Raw genomic sequence first — 19,008 nt, forward strand, 5'->3', positions numbered from 1 at the left:
ATGAGTATAAAAAATGACCACAAATGAACTAGAAAATCTTTTGATCTCTAATTCACCTGTGATCATGCCTAATATTACTTAGTAACACTCACCTTGTATTAACTTGTGATTTAAGTATAGCACAAGTAAGTTTTTTTGTAAACCTTTACATTCAACTTTTTTTAAAATTTTTATTTAGATCAATGTTCCTAAGATTAGGGGGGAAAACTTATACACGTTCAGTCCATGAAGTTGCTGTTGTTTGAAGAACCTTGTTGAGTTCGTCAATGTTCTCAAATCCAGTTGTGCGTAGCCATTCACGAGCTGCTGCCTCACCATCTTTGATGTAGGCTTCAACTGATCCAGCCCAAGTTGCACGGCCGCAAAGAACACCGTTGAAGTTTGCGCCTGATTCGTGAGCAAAGACAAGGGTTTCTTGGAAGAGTTTAGCTGATACACCTGCACTTAAGTAGATGTAAGGAAGATTTGTTGCTTCGTCTTGCGCTTTGAAGAAAGCTGCCGCTTCTTCACGTGTATGCACGATTTCACCTTCACCAAATCCTTCAACGTATTTCACATTGACTGGAACTTCTACTTTCAAAACATCGATGTTAAAGCGTGGGTCTGAGAAGACTTTCATAGCACCGATAACCTTGTGTGGTTTTACTTTGGCGTATTCTGCAGAACCTGCGTCAGCGATTTTTTCATCGTAAGCCAAGATTTCAAGGAAGAATGGAATGTCTTCCGCCACACACTCTGAACCGATGCGTTCGATATAGGCTTGTTTTTCTTGGTTGAGTTCGTCAGCGCTGTCTACGTCATAGTAAAGCAAGAATTTGACAGCGTCAGCGCCTTGTTCTTTGATGCGTTTTGCAGACCAAACATCCAAGCAGTCAGGCAAGCGTTTAGTGCTAGTTGTGTCATAGCCAGTTTTCTCATAAGCTAGGAGAAGGCCGGCATTTGGATCAAGGGCTTTAGTAGCTGGAAGACCATACTCTGGGTCAAGAAGCATAGAAGAAGCGTATTTAGTCAATTCATCTGCAACCAAGACTTTGAGTTCTTCCATTTGAGCCACTGTTGGTTCTTCTGTTTGGTATTGAGCCATGAGGCGTTTCAAAGCACCACGTTGGTCAAAGGCAAGGGCTGAGATAATGCCGTTCTCGTCAGAGAGTTTTTCTAAGCGTGCACGTTTTTGTTCTGTTAAAGCCATTTTATACCTCTTTTACTATTAATTGATCATATAGAGCTTGATAGTTGGCCATATTCACATGACCTGTCATTTTTTCTTGAGCATTAAGCATACCAAGGACATTTGCCTTGATGAGGAGTTCTGCATCCGATTCCTTATGAAGAAGTCCTGATGAAATCCCTGCCACAGTAGAATCACCAGATCCAACAGGATTGACAACTTGAATTCTAGGAATATCTACTTTGTAGAAAGTGTCACCATGTTTTGCAAAAGCACCATTTGCACCAAGTGACACGATAATCCACTCAATCCCTGCAAATAGAGGCTCTTGAAGAACTTCTTTTAATTCATCCAAATCCTCAGAAACTTCTTTCCCAAGAAGCTGAGACAATTCCTCATTATTTGGTTTGATGACTGTTGGTTTATGTGATGATTCAAGAACAGCCTGAAGAGCTGCACCTGAGCAGTCCAAAACTACAGGTTTACCAGCTTGATTAGCAAGTTCTACTAAGCTCGCATAGTAATCAACTGGAAGCCCGGCTGGCAGACTACCAGAGATAGCAACTACTTCCACAGTGTCAAGGAGATGCTCGAAATGAACCAAGAAATCTTGCCCTTCTTGTTCAAGAACTTCGGGACCTTTTTCAAGGATTTCTGTTTGATTGTCTCCGTGTAGAATAGCGATACAGTTACGAGTCTCTCCTTGAATGGAGAAGAAACATTTCGTTACTTTATCATCGATATGCTCTACTAAAAACTCACCAAGTTTACCACCGACCAAACCAGTAGCAGCAACAGAATCACCAAATTCTGAAAGAACTCGTGTAACATTGAGACCTTTACCACCAGCTGTCTTGGTCACGTCCACCACACGGTTGACAGTGTCAATTTTCAATTCATCCAAAGGATAAGAAATATCAATGGATGGATTCATCGTGACTGTTAAAATCATGCGTCACCTCTTAGTCGTGGTATTCACCGCGATCCCATTTTTCAAGGAATTCTGTAAAGAAGTTTGCATCTGCTTGATGAGCATTGTGAGTTTCAACGTGCTCGATTTTCGCAATCAATTTTTTGTTTTCTTCTGATGGTTTGTATTCAGCATTGATGAAAGCTTCAATGATGTCGCACATGAGCAATTCACCAGTGATCTTACCACCAAAACCGATAACGTTGGCGTTCAATTGTTCTTTTGCGTAAAGAGCTGTTGTCATATCACGAACCAAGGCAGAACGAACTCCTGGAACTTTATTGACAGCGTTGTTGATACCAACACCAGTACCACAGATACATACCCCAAGATCAGCTTGACCGCTTGTAACGGCTTCACCAACTTTTTTACCAAAGATTGGGTAGTGAGTACGTGTGTGGTCATAGGTACCAAAGTCGATGACTTCATATCCTTTTGATTTCAAAAATTCTGAAACCGCCATTTTTTCATCTGTTACGATGTGGTCACATCCAATTGCAATTCTCATTAGTTATTCCCTCCGATTAATTATATAAATCTAATATCATTTATCCTTACTCAATAAAAATCAAGATTAGCTTAGGAAGCGAGCTGCAAGCATAACTGAGGTTAGCTAAAGTGAGCTGACAACAGATTATCTTGATTTTTGAAGAGTATTAGCACATTTTGTTCAACATATCGACCCTAATTTGGTGACGACCACCATCGTATTTGCCGTTAACAAATCCTTTAGCAATGTTTTTAGCCAATTCATCACCAACAAGTTGTGCACCCATAGTGATCATACGTGAGTTGTTGTGACCACGAGTCATATAAGCTGAACGTTCGTCAGATACTTCTGCAGCAACCATTCCTTTGATTTTTGTTGCGACCATGAATGGACCAGCACCATAAGCATCAATCACGATACCAAGGTTTTGTTCTTCTTTGTTTACTTCTGCAGCAACAGCAAGAGTCACATCAACAAAGTCTTGACCTTCAGCTGTAACATCCACAACGTGGAAGTTTTCTTTTTCCAAGAAGTCTTTCACAACTTCTTTCAATCTCAAACCTGCAGCATCTGCACCGATAACAATAGACATATTGTATACTCCTTTTTATTATTCTAGGCTAGTAAAGACTTTTATAGTTAGCAGTTTACCTACAAAAGACTTTCTAGCAGTTTATTGACAAATTTGATTGAATAAGCTGTTCGATAGCTTATCCAAGTCCAGGAAATCAAGTTCCTAGAAACAAACTTTCTCCTCGAAAGAGAATATAACAAGTGATTATTTGTTTGTTACAAACATAATATACTCCTATTCATAGAAAAAGTCAACAGTAAATGTTTGTTTTTTGTGGTTTTTTATCTAAAATATTTCAATATCAAAGCCAATCTGATCTACTTGATCAGGTTCTAGGAGACGAACATTCTTCTTATCTTCTAGATGATTTCCTTCTTCAAGAGATGTTGACAAGCCAGACCATGGTTCAAAAGCAATGAATGGTCCCTTATTCAAAGTTGACCAAATGATGAGATTTGAAAACTCTTGGAAGTGTACTTTTAATCCCTTCTCATGTTTACGAGAACGAAGGGAAATTGTTCTGGATTGCAACTCATCCAAAGTCACTGCATCTGTGCTAAACAAATCATAGCTAATGTCTAATTCTTTTTGCCCATCCAACCATGGACTTCTATCTTGGAAGTCTAAGAGTCCAGTTTCTGGGAAAGGACGAGGAACAGAGCAAGTCTCTTCTTTCTCAAACTCTAAATAGTAATCTTCATAAGTTTCGCCATCTAGTAGAGGGCAATTAAAGCCTGGATGTCCTCCTATAAAGAATGGCATTACTTTATTAGTTTCTCTATTGAAAACTTTGTATTGAGTACGGACAGTCTTGCCATTCACTAGATAAGTGATTTCAAGGCGGAAATGATAAGGATAGTTCTGATAAGTATTCTCATCATATTCGATAGCAAAGGTTACGCTGTTTTCTGTTTGATCAACTAAGTCAAATTCTTTTTTACGGACCAAACCATGACGAGGAATATTTCCTTTCGTCTCCGTTCCATCTGCATGACTGTAGAAGGCTGTATCTTCTCTTAAAGAGCCACAGATTGGAAAAAGTACTGGCGCTTGTCCACTCCAGTAAGTGGCATCTCCTTGCCACAAGTATTCAATGCCTTCTCGATCCTTGATCGACGACAAGGCGCCACCTAAGGTTTTAAACTGGACCGTTAACTGATCTGATTTGATTTCAATTACCATAATATTCTCCAACTATTTTTAGATCTTTATATAAAAAACTAGGTTGCCACTCCCAATGTAGGAAATTAACAACCTAGTTTTCACAATTTACATTTTATAGGAGCGAATTATTTAGCATTTGCTGCGTATTCTTCGTTACGTTTGATCATTTGTTTTCTATACCAAGCAAAGATACCTACATAGAATACAAGGAAGACTGCTGCACCAAGGATTGCTTTGATATCACCTGTTGTAGCATTACCGATTGCCCAACCAAATAGTTTTTCAATTGGTCCTTCAAGAGTTGAGTGAGTAATCAATTGAGATTGGTTCACACCTTCTGGGAAGGCACCTACACCTTTAGCAAGTTCTGTTGCGAATGGTGCGATAAGAGTACCAGAAAGAAGGAAGAGAGGCAACAAGAGTGTTCCGAAGATAATCATACGGAGCAATTTACCACGTGTAACAACCAAGAGAGCTGGAGTCACACCCATAGCGATGATACCTGCAAGTGGCAAGATACCATTTCCGACGTTTGAAAGAAGCACAGCTTCTACTAGCATGATTGGAGCAAGTACGTTGGCACAAGCCCAGATTTCGGCACGACCAGCGATGAAAGGCCAGTCAAGACCGATATTGAATTTACGTCCTTGAAGACGTTTAGTAGCAACGTTTGTAATACCTTGTGAAAGTGGTTCTACGGCTGCGATGAACCAAGATCCGATAAGTGAGAAGAGCTCCAAGCAGACACCGGCAGTCAAACCAAGGCTCAACCAACCTTTAATAACAAGTTCCCATTTATCGGCTCCTTCTACACCAGCAACTGGGTGTGGAGTTCCCATCAAACCAATAACGATACCAAGAATGAAACCGATAAAGAATTTAGATCCCCAGAAGCCGATTTTCTTGTTCAATTTAGCAGCGTCAAAGTCATATTTATCAAGACCTGGCAATACTTTATCGAAGATCTTATCCAAAACCATGATAACCGGGTTCATCATGTAGTTCATGTGAGTTGAAGTCATTGGTGATGAACTTGGTGCATTAAGAAGGTCGTCGAAAGTTGGTTTCATCAAGTCAGAGTTGATGATTTTCAAGACACCTACAAGGACAACTGCAGCAGTCGCGATGAAGAGTGAAACCCCTTGGCTAACTCCATTGTTGTCTGCGTACCATTTGATCAAAAGACCAGTAATTGACAAGTGCCAGATATCGAAGATATCAACATCAAGTGTGTCTGTTTTCTTCATTGCAAGCATCACAACGTTGACAATCAACATCACAAGCAAGAAGTAAAGTGTCCAGGCAGATCCCCAAGTAATCGTAGCAAGTGGTGCCCAACCAACGTCAGTGATGTTTAACTGAATACCTGTGTTTTCAACGAATTTCGCAAGTGATGCTGAGAAAGCTCCGTTGAGCATACCGATGATGGCACCGATACCAGTAAGGGCGATAGCAAGCTTGATACCACCTTCAAGCGCTTTGGAGAATTTCACTCCAAAAAGTAGAGCCAATACTGTCAAGATGATCAGCATGATGATAGGACCACCCATTTCCAAGACTGGCTTGAAAATCTTATTGGCTAGTTCGATAATGACATCCATAATAGTTCCTCCCGTTTTTTTAGTTATATGAATGTTAACAAGATAAAGAATAAATTAGCTTAGTCCGTGTTCTTTGATAGCTGCTTCAATATTGTCAAATACTGGAGCGCTCATCGCTGGAATACGGAACAAGATTGGTCCAGCTTCAATTACTGGAATACCAGGTTCAAAACCAAGGTCAGTTGCAGCGATTGGTGTAAAGATATCGTAGCCCTTGATAAGGTCTTCGTTTACATCTTTCACCATGACTGCATCACAGTGAACATCATAACCACGGTTTGAAAGTTCTTCTTCTAGAGCACTTTTAATTTGGTGACTTGAGTTAACACCTGCACCGCAGGCAGCAAGAATTTTAATCATTTGGATTTCCTCCGATTTTATATTTTAATAGACAAGATTAAGCGGTTGCTTCAGCAATGTAAGCATAAAGTTTTTCTGGTTCGGAAATTTTTGATAAATCTTCCAGATGTCCATTTCCTGTGAAAAAGTCCATCAACTGAGCCAGAATATTTGTTTGACTTGAACTTGAGTTGTTAATGATAAAGAAGAGTAGGGATACTTCTACTTCCTTATCAGGAGCTATCATATTGTGAAAAGTTACTGGTTTTTCTAATCGAACAACCACTACTTTCTCAGCTAGATTATGAACAATATCTGTATGAGGAATCGCTACATTTGGCAAGTCCTTACCTAGAAATTCCATATCTAAACCAGTTGGAAATGACTTTTCACGCATGATCAAGGCTTCTCGATAAGTCGGAGTGACAATTTCTCGTTCTTCCAACAAGCTTGCTACCTGATCAAAGAGTTGTTCTTGATTATCCGCTTCTAAGCAAAACACCAGGTTTTTGTCAAAGAAATGATCTAATCCCATAACATTTTCCCTTCTTTCAATTATCTTTTATGTAATAAGTATAACACTATATGAAATCGTTGTCAATAATTTTTGTTTTATTTTGTTCATTTTTTTGTAATTTTTGTTTCATTTAAAGAATACAATCAATATCAAACATTCTTGTTATAAATCCACAAAAAAAGAAGGCCCAAACCTTCTTCTCTTTCCTTACTCAATAGTAGATAAAATCTCTTCTAACTTATGGTAATCTTTTACACTATCAATTTCATAGATGCTATTTCCTTCTAATTCTTCGACATAGACATCCAATTCTTTGATATTATCCTTAACCATGTTGTCCCAGTAGAGATCAACAAATTCACCACTTTCGTAAGCTTTGTCAATAAAGCCAACAATCTTCTCAGCAGTTGGTGCATCCCAGAATGAAACTCCACTCAGAATGCGACCAGCTTTGCTGTCAACAATAATGTCTTGAACCTTGTAGTCATCACCGTAAACCAAGAACCACTCGTTCGTACAGTCTTCACGATAAACGCTAAAATAGGTAGAACGTTTAAGATCGTTTCGAAACATATTTTTAAAAAGATAGTTATCTGCATCGATGACGTAGCTGTTAGCCAAATCTTCTTTTACTAGATAAAGTGAGTAAAAGTTATTGTAATCAGCATACTTGTCGTTAAAGACTAAACGAACACCATATTTTTCTTTTAAGTAGTCAAATTGTTCTTTGAGATAGCCGACAACAATGATAATCTCATCAATTCCTCTCTCTTTCAAAAACTCGATTTGGTATTCTACCAAGGGTTTTTGATTAACCTTAACCAAAGCTTTTGGGGTATTTTCAGTCATAGGGCGTAGACGAGTTCCTAAGCCCGCTGCTAAAATAATCGCTTTCACACGAATCTCCTTTATTCTTTAATAATAATATAAACACCAGCCATAACAATAAGTGAAGTGATGATTGTCAGCATATCTAGCGGTGCACCCAAGAAAATAACTGCAAATAAGACAGTCCAAACTACATAGCTCACATTCAAACCTGTCGCTTTCGCAGGTTGCAAACGATTAATGGCGATATAATAAGCTAAGTAGGAAATCATATCAAAGGCCGCAAAGACAATCAAGAGGCCGAATAATTGCCCATCTGCCACTTCTGCAAATGAATGGTGAGAAAAGAGCACAATCACAAGATAGGACAAGAATGAGGTTACTTGTCGAATTAACAAGGCTTCAATTTCACTTAAATCACTTTCCATAGCATAGGAGCTGAGAACACTTTCACTCCCCCAGGCAATGGCACAGATAAGGGCACAAAGAATCCCAATGTAAAACGAGTTAACTTGTTCAACCTTGTAGGTTTGAGCAATGATCGCTGCAATAATCAAGAAAACACCGAATACTATATTCTTTGAAACCTTGTGTTTCAAAATGAAGAAGGCTAGTAAAACTGAAACTGCTGGGTAAATAGCCGATACAGATGAAGCTAGAGAACTACCGATATATTTAACCGCATAAAGATTGGCCTGCATACCAATAGGTCCTGCTAGTAAAGCACCGATAATTACACTCACATTTCGAATATTTAAGAAAATCGAAAGACGAACTTTTCTTTCTTTTACCAAAAGAAAAGCTAACAAGATAAAGATACTCAAGAAATCATGAGCAGCAGCCACCACAAAAGGTGAAAGATTTGTAAAAATTGAAAAGATATAAGCACTAATTGTTAGACCTAATCCCCAGAAGATACCAGAGAGCAGACCAAAGGAAACACCATTTTTATTCTTCATCCTAACCTCCATAATAAGTCAAACCTTCGACAGCTCTTTGGTAACGGTTGATACCATAATCTCCAAAAACAGCCCCTTGAGCTTCTTTGTACACTGTCCACAAACTCCAGATAGTATCTTGCAAGATTTTATAGATACGAATTTTCTCACGTGATACAGGCGTTTTGTCACTTTCATAGTAGGAAAGGAAATCATCTTCCTCTTGCTTTGTAAATTCAGACTCTAAGAAAAGAGCTGCCAAATCCCACATCGGGTCATTCATAGAAGAGTATTCCCAGTCAATCAAATACAAACGACCTTGTGGTGACTCGATAAAGTTTTCTGGTACCAAATCGATGTGACAGGACTTTCTATCAACACCCAAATCAGCCAATCTCTTTTCTAGTGAAAATACATCTTTTCTTACAGCTTCATAGTTTTCATAAGGGATAGGTCCCTCAATCAAGGATTCATATTTGCTGATTTCCTCAAAAGGAGCAAATTCTCCTCTTAATTCTTTCCCTGAAGCATGGATGGTTTGTAAAATTGGTGCAATCTTTTCAAACTTGGATTTGATAGATGTTGAATCAAGAGTTACTGCTGATTCGATGTATTCATTTACTTTAATCCCTGACTCAATATCAAAGAGGTAATTTTTGACATCTAAATCTAAATCCTCTAAAAGTTCAAGATTGTACTTTTCATTTTGACGATTGATGAGTTTTTCAGTCCCTTTACCAAAAAATTTCACAATATACTGTTTGTTGGTTGTTTTAACCAAATAGTTTTGGTTGGTCATGCCTCCCAACTGTTCAACACTGAGTACTTCCTCTTCATTAGATAGTAAAGAAGAAATTTTTTCTTTGATGAGTTTCTCCACAATTAACCTCCATCTTCTACACTTCCCACTTAAATACTGTTTTGAAAGCAGTATTAAGGTCTGTAGCAAAGACACGGTGAATGTCCTTGATTTCTCTCACTGGTTCTTCAACATAAAGGATATTCTTCAGACGATTTGCAAACTTTTTAACTTCCATCATTTGAATGGCCTTCTCAAAATCGACGCGTCCTGAGCGAGATGATCCTACTAATAACAATCCTTTTTCCAAAGCATCTCGTGTATTGATATTAACCTTGTATTCACTCACTCCCATCATGAGAATCGTTCCCTGTGGACGAATATAGCGAATCAAGTCATTGATAGCTGGGCCTGTACCATCGCCACCGCAACACTCAAACCCATGATCAAAGGTCAAATCCTCTGGGATATTATCAGTAATATAGCACTCTTTTGCAAAAGAGAAGAGCTCTAGTTTTTCCCAATGGCGACCAAAGACGATAATCTCTGCTTCTGGCAAGGTATAATTGATAATATTTGCAACAACAAAGGCCAAACTACCATCTCCGATAACAGCAATGCGCTCTCGCTTACTATGACCAAGATGCAAGAAACGATCCATGGCATGCATACCAACACTCACAAACTCAGTAATGGCTGCAACTGTGTCCTCAATGTCATTATAAGACACAACACGATCTTTTGGAAGAGAGACAAATTCTCTCATAAAGCCATCATAACCACTTGATAGGAAGTAGGTTCCGGTCATGTAGTTCTCGTAGAACTCCTTGTCACTCTGCATAGGCGGTTGATTGGGAATCATAACTACCTTTTGACCGACTTCATAAGTCCCAGTCGGATCTGAAATAACAGTTCCACAAGACTCATGAATCATGGCCATAGGAAGTTTATTAGCCAATATCTTTGGATCACGCTTCCCTTGATAGTAACGTTGATCCGCATGACAAACCGCCATATAATTTGGACGAATCAGGATATGATTCTCCTGATCAATATCCTCTTCTTGATATTTTACATTGATAAACTTTGGTTTGGTCAGTTGATAAATTTGATTAATCATAGCCTTAGTCTTTCTCAATCATGCTTTTCGCGATTTTCAAGTCTGTCACCGTTGTGATTTTAAGGTTTGAATATTCCCCTTTAGCTAGAGCAACATCCTTTCCTTTGATAACAAAAATTTTACATGCATCCGTCAGGATTTCCTTTTCTTGATCAGATAGGGAACCATACAAATCCATGAAATCCTTGCAACGGAATGTCTGAGGTGTTTGACCTTGATAGAGGTGAGCACGATTTGGAATATCCGTGATAAACTGACCATTTGTACTTTCAACAATGGTATCAACCGCTTCTACTACTGTGTCAACCGCATCATGATCTTGAGCAAGTTTGATATTGTCCTGAATCATGCGAAGTGTGATAAAAGGACGAACAGAGTCGTGGGTAACCACGATATCTTCTAGAGTGATTGGACGATAGGCATTAATGGCTTCTATAATCTTCTCGATACTGGTATTGCGATCAGCCCCACCTTTGGTAATGATGATGCGATCCTTGTGGAGAGAAAGATACTTGTCAACTAGGTCCTCAGCGTGTGACACCCAGTCTCCATGAACTCCAACTACAATTTTTTCAATACTTGGTTCTAAGACGAATTTTTCAATTGTGTGGATCAAAATAGGTCGATCACCCAACTCCAAGAATTGTTTTGGTAAATTACTGATTCCCATGCGTGTGCCAGTTCCTCCGGCTAGGATTCCTGCATAGATCATTTATATTCTCCTTTAGTTTATTCTAAAAAACTCATTACTATCTATTATATCACAATCTGCCTCCATCATGAAAAAAAGACAGAGCGTCATTTAGTCTAATCAACACACCATTAAAGGTAAAAAGTGAACAATGTGTTACTAAATCTGGAAAGACTATAACAAATTAAGAAATAAAATTAGGTTATCCTCTATATTTTCTGCTTAACGTTCGGTTAACATAGAGTTCTCTAGAATATAATAGAATCCTTAAAGAAAACTTAAATGAAATTTATTTGTTTCGCAAAGAATACCAGGTGTGCATAGTAAATTTCTTAAAAGTTGTTTAAGGGACTCATTATAAAAGTTCATATATCTAATGAATTAAACAAATAATAGACTTTTGCACCTAAAATTGATAAAATAAAAAGGAAAATAATAGAAAAAGGAAACTGTAAACCGCCATGATGAACATGCAAAACATGATGCGCCAAGCACAAAAACTTCAAAAACAAATGGAACAGAGCCAAGCAGAACTCGCTGCCATGGAATTTGTTGGAAAATCAGCTCAGGACCTTGTCCAAGCAACCCTAACTGGAGACAAAAAAGTTGTCAGCATTGACTTCAACCCAGCAGTTGTAGATCCAGAAGATCTCGAAACCCTTTCTGACATGACTGCGCAAGCAATTAACGCTGCACTTGAACAAATTGATGAAACGACTAAGAAGAAACTAGGAGCTTTCGCTGGAAAATTGCCTTTCTAATCCACAAAAAAAGAGAAACAGATGTTTCTCTTTTTTTATTAGAAGTCAAAGAATTCCATTGCTTTCTTTAAGAGTAATTCCGTATATTCCGGATCGTCTTGAGCCATTGTGACTTGTGACTGGACCATTTCAAGATCATCAGTAATCATGCCATCTGCGCCGAGACGAACTGCTTTATCAAATGCCTCCGAACCATTTACGGTCCAAACATAGAGTCTCTGATCAGTTGTCCAGAGTTTATTGACAAAGTATTCATCCAAAGTTGAGTACTCCATAGTGTAACCCGTTGCCTTGGTTCTTGGGAAGATACTGTTATAGGGAAGAATAAAGTAAACTGGAATTTCAGAATCATAAGTCAACACTTTATCAATCACATGATAGTCTAGTGATTGCATCTGATGCCCATATTTCTTGATAGTCGCCCCATACTTTTCGAGGAAATGGTCCATCATTTGCGGACTATCTTTTTTACTGGTTTTAATCTCAATCAGCAATTTTTGGTTTAAAGCATTTGCACGCTCTAAATAGGCATCAAAGCTTGAAATCTTTGTTTGATAACCATTCTCGTAAATATCTGTATTTGTTAATTCATCCAGAGTCAAATCTTGTGGTGTAGCATTAATACCTGTTAAATTTTTGAGGTTGGCATCGTGCATCATCACGAACTGACCGTCTTTCGTTTCCTGCACATCCATTTCGATGAGATCAGGTTTTAGTTGAGCTGTTTTTTCTAAAGACTGCACAGTATTTTGAACACCGTTTTTATTACTTACTCCTCTGTGCGAAATCACTAAAGGTGTATTGGTATCCGGAGATTCCAGATAAACGTAGCCTTCTATGGCAAAGAAGATGCTTGCACACCCCATGACACCCCATCTCATCAGATGATCTTTCTTTCGCCTTGGCATGATCTCCAACTCTTCTCCTGTCAGGAAGGAAACAAACTTCACTAAGAAGTAAGTCAGGGTCATGTAATGGAAATTTTTAATCAAGACAAAATTAATCACACCGAGAATCAAGGATTCTTTTTGAGTGAGATTATCCATCACTGCTTGCGCAAAAAGCAAAGGAATTAATAAACCAAAGAAGAAAAGATAGGTTTTAATGATAATGAGTAAGAGATGCCAAGAGTAGAAAAGGACATTTTTCTTTGTCTTTTTGAGACTATATTTCACACTTTCTCTTACCGTCTTTCTTTCAAAGAGAATCTTAGGAAGGGCAAACATAAATCGGACAGAGATGTAGAGAAAGATCCAAGCGGATGCTATGATCATCAGACCTACCAGCCAATGCTTACCTTCCCAATAATTCACAATAAAATCAGGAATAATAATCTTGTTGAGGTAGTAGATTTTTAAAATCTTACGGATGAACGGGAAAAGCAAAGCAATGTAAAAAAAGACAAAGGCCATCTTACAAAAGCTCAATCGCTTAACGAATAGAAAGCTCTGGTGAAATACTTTTCTACTGTACTCAATTAAAGTTCTCTTTTCATGATAGAGAAGGTGACGAGCCCCGATAAACAAAAGACAAATCTGGAAATAGGCAACCAGGAGATTGATTGCAATTAAGATGAGAAAGGCTAAACTGATAAAAGGCGAGCCTTGTATAATCGCCCAAAAGTTATTGTAGGAGATAAACAAATAACCGGTTTGTCTCAGAAGAATGCCAGCAATCCACGAATTTAATGGTAGCCAGACAAACTCAACCATCATAAATATCAAGAAAAATAGAAATAAAATCTTATCTAGGTTATAGTATATCTTCCTAAAACCTAGCTTTTTAGGTTTTTCAGGTTTCATAAGCACTCCTAGTCTAAAAATTGGGATAAATCTAAGCCACCGAAAGGATTATTCATCGAAAAACTACTCTGATCTTCTATTAATAGCTTTCCTTCATCCGATTCCAAAAAAGCTTCGTAAACACGCGCCGTCATGCGGGCATCCTCTAAACTGTTATGAGACTTCCCGTGAAAGCCTAAAAAATTCGCTACAGTTTGCAATTTAAGATTGGCTATGCCGTGTAGATCAGAACTACGGCGTTCAAAAGCCTCCTCATATAGATCAACCTTATACTGGTCACGATAATCAATACCATGCTCCAAGAGAATAGGTAAATCACTCTTAGCTGCATTGTAACCAACGATAGGTATGTCGCCAACAAATGCCTGAAAGTCCTTTAAAACTTGTTCTACTTTTGGCGCATCTTTCAAGGTTTCAGCTGTGATTCCAGTCAAACCATTGATAAAACTCTTCAATGGGGCTGTAGTATGAACATAAGAGTCAAAAGCAGCACATTCTTGCCCATCTTGAAAATGGACTGCTGATACTTGAATTAAATGGGTAACCCCCTCGTGTTGGTTGAATTCCAAATCAAAGGCGATATAATCTCTTAATTTTTCCATTATTTACCTCAATTACTACCCAAACTAAACTATAAATAATAAAAGAAGCCATTAGGTTAGTGAGTAACCCAAACAGCTTCTTTATTTTCCTCCAAAAAGGCGAGCAAAAAAGCCTTTTTTGGTTGCTTGGACTTCTTCTTTTGCTTGGTCCAACTCGAGTTTCAAGGTTTCTTGATCCTTCATGGCTTGAAGAGTTAACTGTTGCTGTTGGTCCAACTGTTTGTCCTTTTCAGCAATCTGTCGGTCTTTGATTCGCATCTGTTCATCTTTTTCTGATAACTGGCGGTCTTTGGCCTTGAGCTGCTCGTACAAGCGAAGAATTTCAGCGTTTTTCTCATCGACCAAGATTTCCATCAGTTCACGTTGTTTGACATCATCACTGACTGGTTCATCTTCAAAAATCGTTTTTTTGTAGATTTCTTCTAGCTTGATCAAGCCACTTCGAGTAACTACAGTTACACCTTTGTCATTTTTTTTCGTGTCCTCTTCAGGAAGTTCTTTGACACGATTATTGATTGCTTGACGAGATAGTCCTAAGACCTCTGCAATCTCACTGACGGTCATTTCAATACTCATAATATCCTCTGAAACGTTTTCTAGCTTTTCTTTATTTAAATCTTATCATAAGCTAGATAAACTGTCAAATTTCCGCTTAATCTAAGGCCTTTAAAAAGGCTAGTAATACTTGGGCAGAACGACGTCCAGCTTCGATAATAAATTCATCAAAAGAGATAGAGGCTTCGTGATTGGCATTGTCACTCATGGCACGAATGACTAGGAAAGGTAGGCCAAGAGCCTGAGCTGCTTGTGCAATAGCAGCCCCTTCCATTTCAACTGCTAACACATCTGGAAAGTGGGATTTGATACTAGCAATCTTATCATCTCCAGCTATAAAACTGTCCCCTGTAGCAATCAATCCTAGGTGCCAGTTCTGTTCTAATTTAGATAAATTCTCTTTAATCCTAGCGATAAAGTTCTTATCGGATTCAAAGTAAAGAGGTTGACCAGCCATTTGGCCATAAGCATAGCCAAAAGCAGTCACATCCACATCATGATAAGCCAACTTATCCGCAATCACTACATCTCCAACAGCAATCCCTTCAGCAAGACCACCTGCTGATCCTGTATTGATGATAGCTTCTACCTGAAAATGGTCAGCTAGAATAGCTACACTCATAGTCGACATGACCTTTCCAATCCCACTCTGAACTAGAACGACTTCAGTATTGCCAACAGAGCCTGTGTAGTAGGTATTTCCCAAGACCTGAACTTCTTGAGGTTTGTACAAATTCTGAGTCAAATATACGAGTTCTTCTGGCATGGCAGCAATGATTCCAATTTTCATTTCAAGTCCTTTCAATTACAAGAGTTTCATCGCTAAAATCAACAAAATCAAAAGTAGGATGACTGCAAACAAGATACGATTGAGTTTCGAATTAAAAACATTTCTCTTAGTGTTCTCAATGCGGCGACTCTTATGAATTGTTGGTTCTACTTCGATTGTAAGTGTATCTTGACTAAAACCGTGGTCTCTAGAACGTGAATAACCAAAATGTTGTGAAGACGTTGGTAGGATCTTTGTTTCCTCGTCATCTTGAAGAGGTGGTCCTGAGATTTTCTCACCACGATTGGCACGTTCAATCATTTCGTCTGTTAATAAAGGTTTTCCCATGGGTTTCTCCTCTATTTCTTTTGTAGTTCCCAGTACTGAATCGCCATAATGGTCTTGGCATCACAGATATGACCTGACTGGATCAGGTTCTTGGCTTCCTCTAGACTTACTTCTAGGACTTCCAAGGTTTCATCATCATCTTGTGGGCGAGGATTTTCCACCTTGACCAAATCACTAGCGAGGTAGAGTTTTAGTTTTTCATTACAAAATCCAATCGCAGAATAAAAATCGTACAATAGTTCTAACTTAGCCGTGTAGGCAACTTCTTCTTCCAATTCACGAAGTGCCGCCGCCATTGGATCAGCATTTTCACCAAGTTCAAGTTTACCAGCAGGAATCTCATAAGAAACCGCCTCGATAGCCTTTCGGTATTGCTTAACGAGAACGATTTTGTCCTCAGCTGTCACAGCTAGTACACAAACAGCTCCATTGTGAAAAATCAAGTCACGTTGGGCAGTACCCTTTCCTTCTGGTAGTTCCACCTGGTCTTGTACTAGTTTGAAAATAGGACCTTGATAGATTTCCTTCCGACTAATCGTTTTTTCTTCAAATTCCATGACAAACTCCTACTGGTTCTTGGGATGATGAGGTAAGCGTGTTGCGTACTCATCTTTGTTGACTTGTCGTCCACGGCCGATAGCAATGGCATCAGCAGGAACATTCTTGGTAATGGTTGATCCCGCTCCAACCAGAGAATTATCCCCAAGTTCTACAGGAGCAATAATAGTTGAGTTTGATCCAACAAAGACATTATTGCCAATGACAGTTTTGTATTTATTTTTGCCATCGTAGTTGACTGTAATAGTTCCCGCACCAAAATTAACGTTGCTACCCACTTCACAGTTTCCTATATAGGTCAAATGACCCGCCTTGGTATTTTCACCGATTGAAGATCCTTTTACTTCAACAAAGTTTCCAATGTGAACTTGGGAAGCTAAGCTTGAACCTGGACGGATATGGGCATAGGGGCCAACAGTTACGCCATCTGCAACTGTACTTTCCTCAATCATGGAGTTGGTAATCACGGCTCCAGCTCCGATAGTGCTATCCACTACATAAGTACCGTTTGTCAAAACAGTCTCCGCACCAATCTTCGTTTGACCTTTCAAGGTAACGTTGGCTTCGATTTGGACCTCAGGAGCAATCTCAACATCAATGTCGATGTAAGCTGCTTCTGGATTGACAAAACTAACACCATTAACCATGTGCTTTTGATTGATACGGCGACGCATCACTGCTTCCGCAGTCGCAAGAGCTACACGGTCATTTACACCAAGACTTTCATCAAAATCCTTGAGAGTATAGGCCCCAACCTTCTCACCCGCATTACGGAAAATACCAATCACGTCAGTAATATAGTACTCACCTTGGGCATTGTTGGTGTTGATATTTTTAAGAGCTTCAAAAAGACGTTCATTGTCAAATACATAAGTTCCTGTATTGATTTCCTTGATTTGTTTTTCAAAGTCTGTGGCATCTTTCTGCTCCACAATGCGAAGAACTTCTGCATTATCGTTACGGACAATCCGACCGTATCCAAAAGGATTTGTTGCTTCAGCTGTTAAAATCGTCGCCACATTTTTGTGATTAATATGGAAATCCAAGAGGTTTTTCAAGCTTTCACCTGTAATCAGAGGAGTATCTCCAGCGATAACCAATGTGTGGCCTGTACGATTTTGGAGAATAGGCTCTGCCATCATGACAGCATGCCCAGTTCCTAGTTGTTCTGATTGGGTAACAAAGTCTGTCTGACCGGCTAATACTTGCTCAACTAGCTCTGCCTTGTGACCAACTACAGTAACTGTTTTTTCAGGTTGAATAGCACCAACACTACGAAAAACATGTTCCAACATCGAAATTCCAGCTACTTTATGAAGTACCTTTGGAAGATCTGATTTCATGCGAGTACCTTTACCCGCTGCTAGAATAATGGCATAATTTGACATAATCTTCTCTTTTCTCTAGAAATTCCCTTATATTATACCATAATTTAGTTTCTTAGGAGTAAACAAACAGAGAAATAGGGAAAAGACGCCCATGTATTCACTTTTTCCGATGTTTTCTTTGATTTTTTTATCTATTTACGTTAAACTATTTAAATATGAGAAAAAAGATTCATCCAGCTATTATTTTTACTTTATTTACTATATTTATAGCTATTTTGATCCTCAATAGACCAACTTATGAAGACCATCCTGTCAAATCAAAACCCAATGCAGTCCAGGTTGAAAATCAGGCCTTGCATAATCTTGACAAACCTATTATTGACGTCTCTGGCTGGCAAATACCTGAGGAAATCAACTACGATACCTTATCTCAAAATATTTCTGGTGTTATTGTTCGCGTCCACAATGGGGGTCAGCATACTGAAACAAATAATGCCGCCTATGTCAATGGTGTCGATAAAGCCTATATAAATCATATTTCAGAATTTCAAAAGCGGAATGTTCCAGTTGCTGTTTATGCCTATCTAGCAGGTACTAGTAAGGAAGAAATGGAAAAAGCTGCTGAGGTTTTCTACAATGCTGCTTCTCCATACAACCCTAGTTACTATTGGCTCGATGTTGAAGAAAAAACAATGTCCGATATGAACGAAGGTGTTGAAGCTTTTAGGGCTAAACTAGAAGCCCTTGGCGCCAAAAATATCGGAATTTACATCGGTGTTTATTTCATGCAAGAGCATAGTATCAATACAGATAAGTTCTCTGCTGTCTGGATTCCATCTTATGGAACGAATTCAGGTTACTTTGAAACCACGCCTAATACTGATTTAGACTATGACCTCCATCAGTATACTTCAAAAGGAAGAATTGCTGGATTTGAGCATCATTTAGATATTAATCTCATTTCTACCTTGAAGGAAAAAGAAGAAACCTTCAGAAAACTATTTTTAAGACCATAAAACAAGTGAAAATTGCTCTCTTTTTCACTTGTTTTTTCATTTTCTTCTCGTCTGTGTTATAATTGATAGA

Annotated in this window: 22 protein-coding genes; 2 read left to right on the forward strand and 20 right to left on the reverse strand. The window is 38.6% G+C overall.

The genetic code is table 11. The annotated features are described in order from the left end of the window. Window positions 1-208 precede the first annotated feature (208 nt). The 13 genes from lacD to Q4443_RS02255 all read right to left on the reverse strand — a co-directional run bounded on the left by lacD (window position 209) and on the right by Q4443_RS02255 (window position 11,220). A complete protein-coding gene (gene lacD, locus Q4443_RS02195) occupies window positions 209-1,189 on the reverse strand; it encodes a tagatose-bisphosphate aldolase (RefSeq protein ID WP_303407881.1) in 981 nt (326 codons plus the stop codon). A gap of 1 nt (window position 1,190) precedes the next feature. Beyond that, window positions 1,191-2,120: a tagatose-6-phosphate kinase gene (locus tag Q4443_RS02200; protein ID WP_049518611.1), complete on the reverse strand. Its 930-nt coding sequence runs from the start codon at window positions 2,118-2,120 to the stop codon at window positions 1,191-1,193. A 10-nt stretch (window positions 2,121-2,130) separates the two neighbouring features. Continuing rightward, entirely contained in the window at window positions 2,131-2,646 is a 516-nt protein-coding gene (gene lacB, locus Q4443_RS02205) for a galactose-6-phosphate isomerase subunit LacB (RefSeq protein WP_001216921.1), read from the reverse strand. 148 nt (window positions 2,647-2,794) lie between these two features. Continuing rightward, entirely contained in the window at window positions 2,795-3,220 is a 426-nt protein-coding gene (lacA, locus tag Q4443_RS02210; protein WP_000029277.1) for a galactose-6-phosphate isomerase subunit LacA, read from the reverse strand. Window positions 3,221-3,487: 267 nt separating this feature from the next. Then, window positions 3,488-4,384 carry an aldose 1-epimerase family protein gene (locus Q4443_RS02215; protein WP_080978774.1) on the reverse strand — a complete coding sequence of 299 codons (897 nt, stop codon included), beginning with the start codon at window positions 4,382-4,384 and terminating at the stop codon, window positions 3,488-3,490. Between the two features lie 107 nt (window positions 4,385-4,491). Beyond that, window positions 4,492-5,967, reverse strand: coding sequence for a PTS galactitol transporter subunit IIC (locus Q4443_RS02220; RefSeq protein ID WP_049518609.1), 1,476 nt, complete (start codon window positions 5,965-5,967; stop codon window positions 4,492-4,494). Window positions 5,968-6,021: 54 nt separating this feature from the next. Beyond that, complete coding sequence (locus Q4443_RS02225) at window positions 6,022-6,327, reverse strand: PTS sugar transporter subunit IIB (protein WP_000590551.1); 306 nt, start codon at window positions 6,325-6,327, stop codon at window positions 6,022-6,024. A gap of 37 nt (window positions 6,328-6,364) precedes the next feature. Next, window positions 6,365-6,841, reverse strand: a complete 477-nt coding sequence (locus tag Q4443_RS02230) for a PTS sugar transporter subunit IIA (protein WP_049505758.1) — start codon at window positions 6,839-6,841, stop codon at window positions 6,365-6,367. A gap of 189 nt (window positions 6,842-7,030) precedes the next feature. Then, the gene (locus Q4443_RS02235) at window positions 7,031-7,720 is read right to left on the reverse strand and encodes a sugar phosphate nucleotidyltransferase (protein WP_000643950.1); all 690 of its coding nucleotides are present in this window, start codon (window positions 7,718-7,720) and stop codon (window positions 7,031-7,033) included. A gap of 11 nt (window positions 7,721-7,731) precedes the next feature. Further along, window positions 7,732-8,610 carry a DMT family transporter gene (locus Q4443_RS02240; protein WP_049505757.1) on the reverse strand — a complete coding sequence of 293 codons (879 nt, stop codon included), beginning with the start codon at window positions 8,608-8,610 and terminating at the stop codon, window positions 7,732-7,734. A gap of 1 nt (window position 8,611) precedes the next feature. Beyond that, window positions 8,612-9,469, reverse strand: coding sequence for a phosphotransferase family protein (locus Q4443_RS02245; RefSeq protein WP_049518607.1), 858 nt, complete (start codon window positions 9,467-9,469; stop codon window positions 8,612-8,614). Window positions 9,470-9,485: 16 nt separating this feature from the next. Further along, the gene (locus Q4443_RS02250) at window positions 9,486-10,508 is read right to left on the reverse strand and encodes a ribitol-5-phosphate dehydrogenase (protein ID WP_044020846.1); all 1,023 of its coding nucleotides are present in this window, start codon (window positions 10,506-10,508) and stop codon (window positions 9,486-9,488) included. Window positions 10,509-10,512: 4 nt separating this feature from the next. Continuing rightward, window positions 10,513-11,220, reverse strand: a complete 708-nt coding sequence (locus Q4443_RS02255; RefSeq protein ID WP_000638515.1) for a 2-C-methyl-D-erythritol 4-phosphate cytidylyltransferase — start codon at window positions 11,218-11,220, stop codon at window positions 10,513-10,515. Window positions 11,221-11,660: 440 nt separating this feature from the next. On the opposite strand from Q4443_RS02255, the gene Q4443_RS02260 reads away from it, so the two are divergent. Then, window positions 11,661-11,960, forward strand: coding sequence for a YbaB/EbfC family nucleoid-associated protein (locus Q4443_RS02260; RefSeq protein WP_000981515.1), 300 nt, complete (start codon window positions 11,661-11,663; stop codon window positions 11,958-11,960). 38 nt (window positions 11,961-11,998) lie between these two features. On the opposite strand, the gene Q4443_RS02265 is transcribed toward Q4443_RS02260, so the two are convergent. The 7 genes from Q4443_RS02265 to glmU all read right to left on the reverse strand — a co-directional run bounded on the left by Q4443_RS02265 (window position 11,999) and on the right by glmU (window position 17,982). Then, window positions 11,999-13,762, reverse strand: a complete 1,764-nt coding sequence (locus tag Q4443_RS02265; protein WP_049518605.1) for a glycerophosphoryl diester phosphodiesterase membrane domain-containing protein — start codon at window positions 13,760-13,762, stop codon at window positions 11,999-12,001. Between the two features lie 8 nt (window positions 13,763-13,770). Next, window positions 13,771-14,364, reverse strand: a complete 594-nt coding sequence (locus Q4443_RS02270; RefSeq protein ID WP_049518603.1) for a 3'-5' exonuclease — start codon at window positions 14,362-14,364, stop codon at window positions 13,771-13,773. Window positions 14,365-14,445: 81 nt separating this feature from the next. Further along, the gene (gene rocS, locus Q4443_RS02275; protein ID WP_000021252.1) at window positions 14,446-14,940 is read right to left on the reverse strand and encodes a chromosome segregation protein RocS; all 495 of its coding nucleotides are present in this window, start codon (window positions 14,938-14,940) and stop codon (window positions 14,446-14,448) included. Window positions 14,941-15,016: 76 nt separating this feature from the next. Next, a complete protein-coding gene (locus tag Q4443_RS02280; RefSeq protein WP_049490000.1) occupies window positions 15,017-15,709 on the reverse strand; it encodes a 5'-methylthioadenosine/adenosylhomocysteine nucleosidase in 693 nt (230 codons plus the stop codon). A 15-nt stretch (window positions 15,710-15,724) separates the two neighbouring features. After that, the gene (macP, locus tag Q4443_RS02285; RefSeq protein WP_000517872.1) at window positions 15,725-16,036 is read right to left on the reverse strand and encodes a cell wall synthase accessory phosphoprotein MacP; all 312 of its coding nucleotides are present in this window, start codon (window positions 16,034-16,036) and stop codon (window positions 15,725-15,727) included. A gap of 11 nt (window positions 16,037-16,047) precedes the next feature. Continuing rightward, entirely contained in the window at window positions 16,048-16,593 is a 546-nt protein-coding gene (locus Q4443_RS02290) for an NUDIX hydrolase (protein ID WP_000393795.1), read from the reverse strand. A 9-nt stretch (window positions 16,594-16,602) separates the two neighbouring features. Further along, entirely contained in the window at window positions 16,603-17,982 is a 1,380-nt protein-coding gene (gene glmU / locus Q4443_RS02295) for a bifunctional UDP-N-acetylglucosamine diphosphorylase/glucosamine-1-phosphate N-acetyltransferase GlmU (RefSeq protein ID WP_049518602.1), read from the reverse strand. A gap of 155 nt (window positions 17,983-18,137) precedes the next feature. Here glmU and Q4443_RS02300 point away from each other — a divergent pair, with 155 nt between their 5' ends. Then, window positions 18,138-18,938, forward strand: a complete 801-nt coding sequence (locus tag Q4443_RS02300) for a glycoside hydrolase family 25 protein (RefSeq protein WP_049518600.1) — start codon at window positions 18,138-18,140, stop codon at window positions 18,936-18,938. Window positions 18,939-19,008: the final 70 nt, after the last annotated feature.

It is taken from the genome of Streptococcus sp. GP0011, from assembly GCF_030546305.1.
Classification (GTDB): Bacteria; Bacillota; Bacilli; order Lactobacillales; family Streptococcaceae; genus Streptococcus.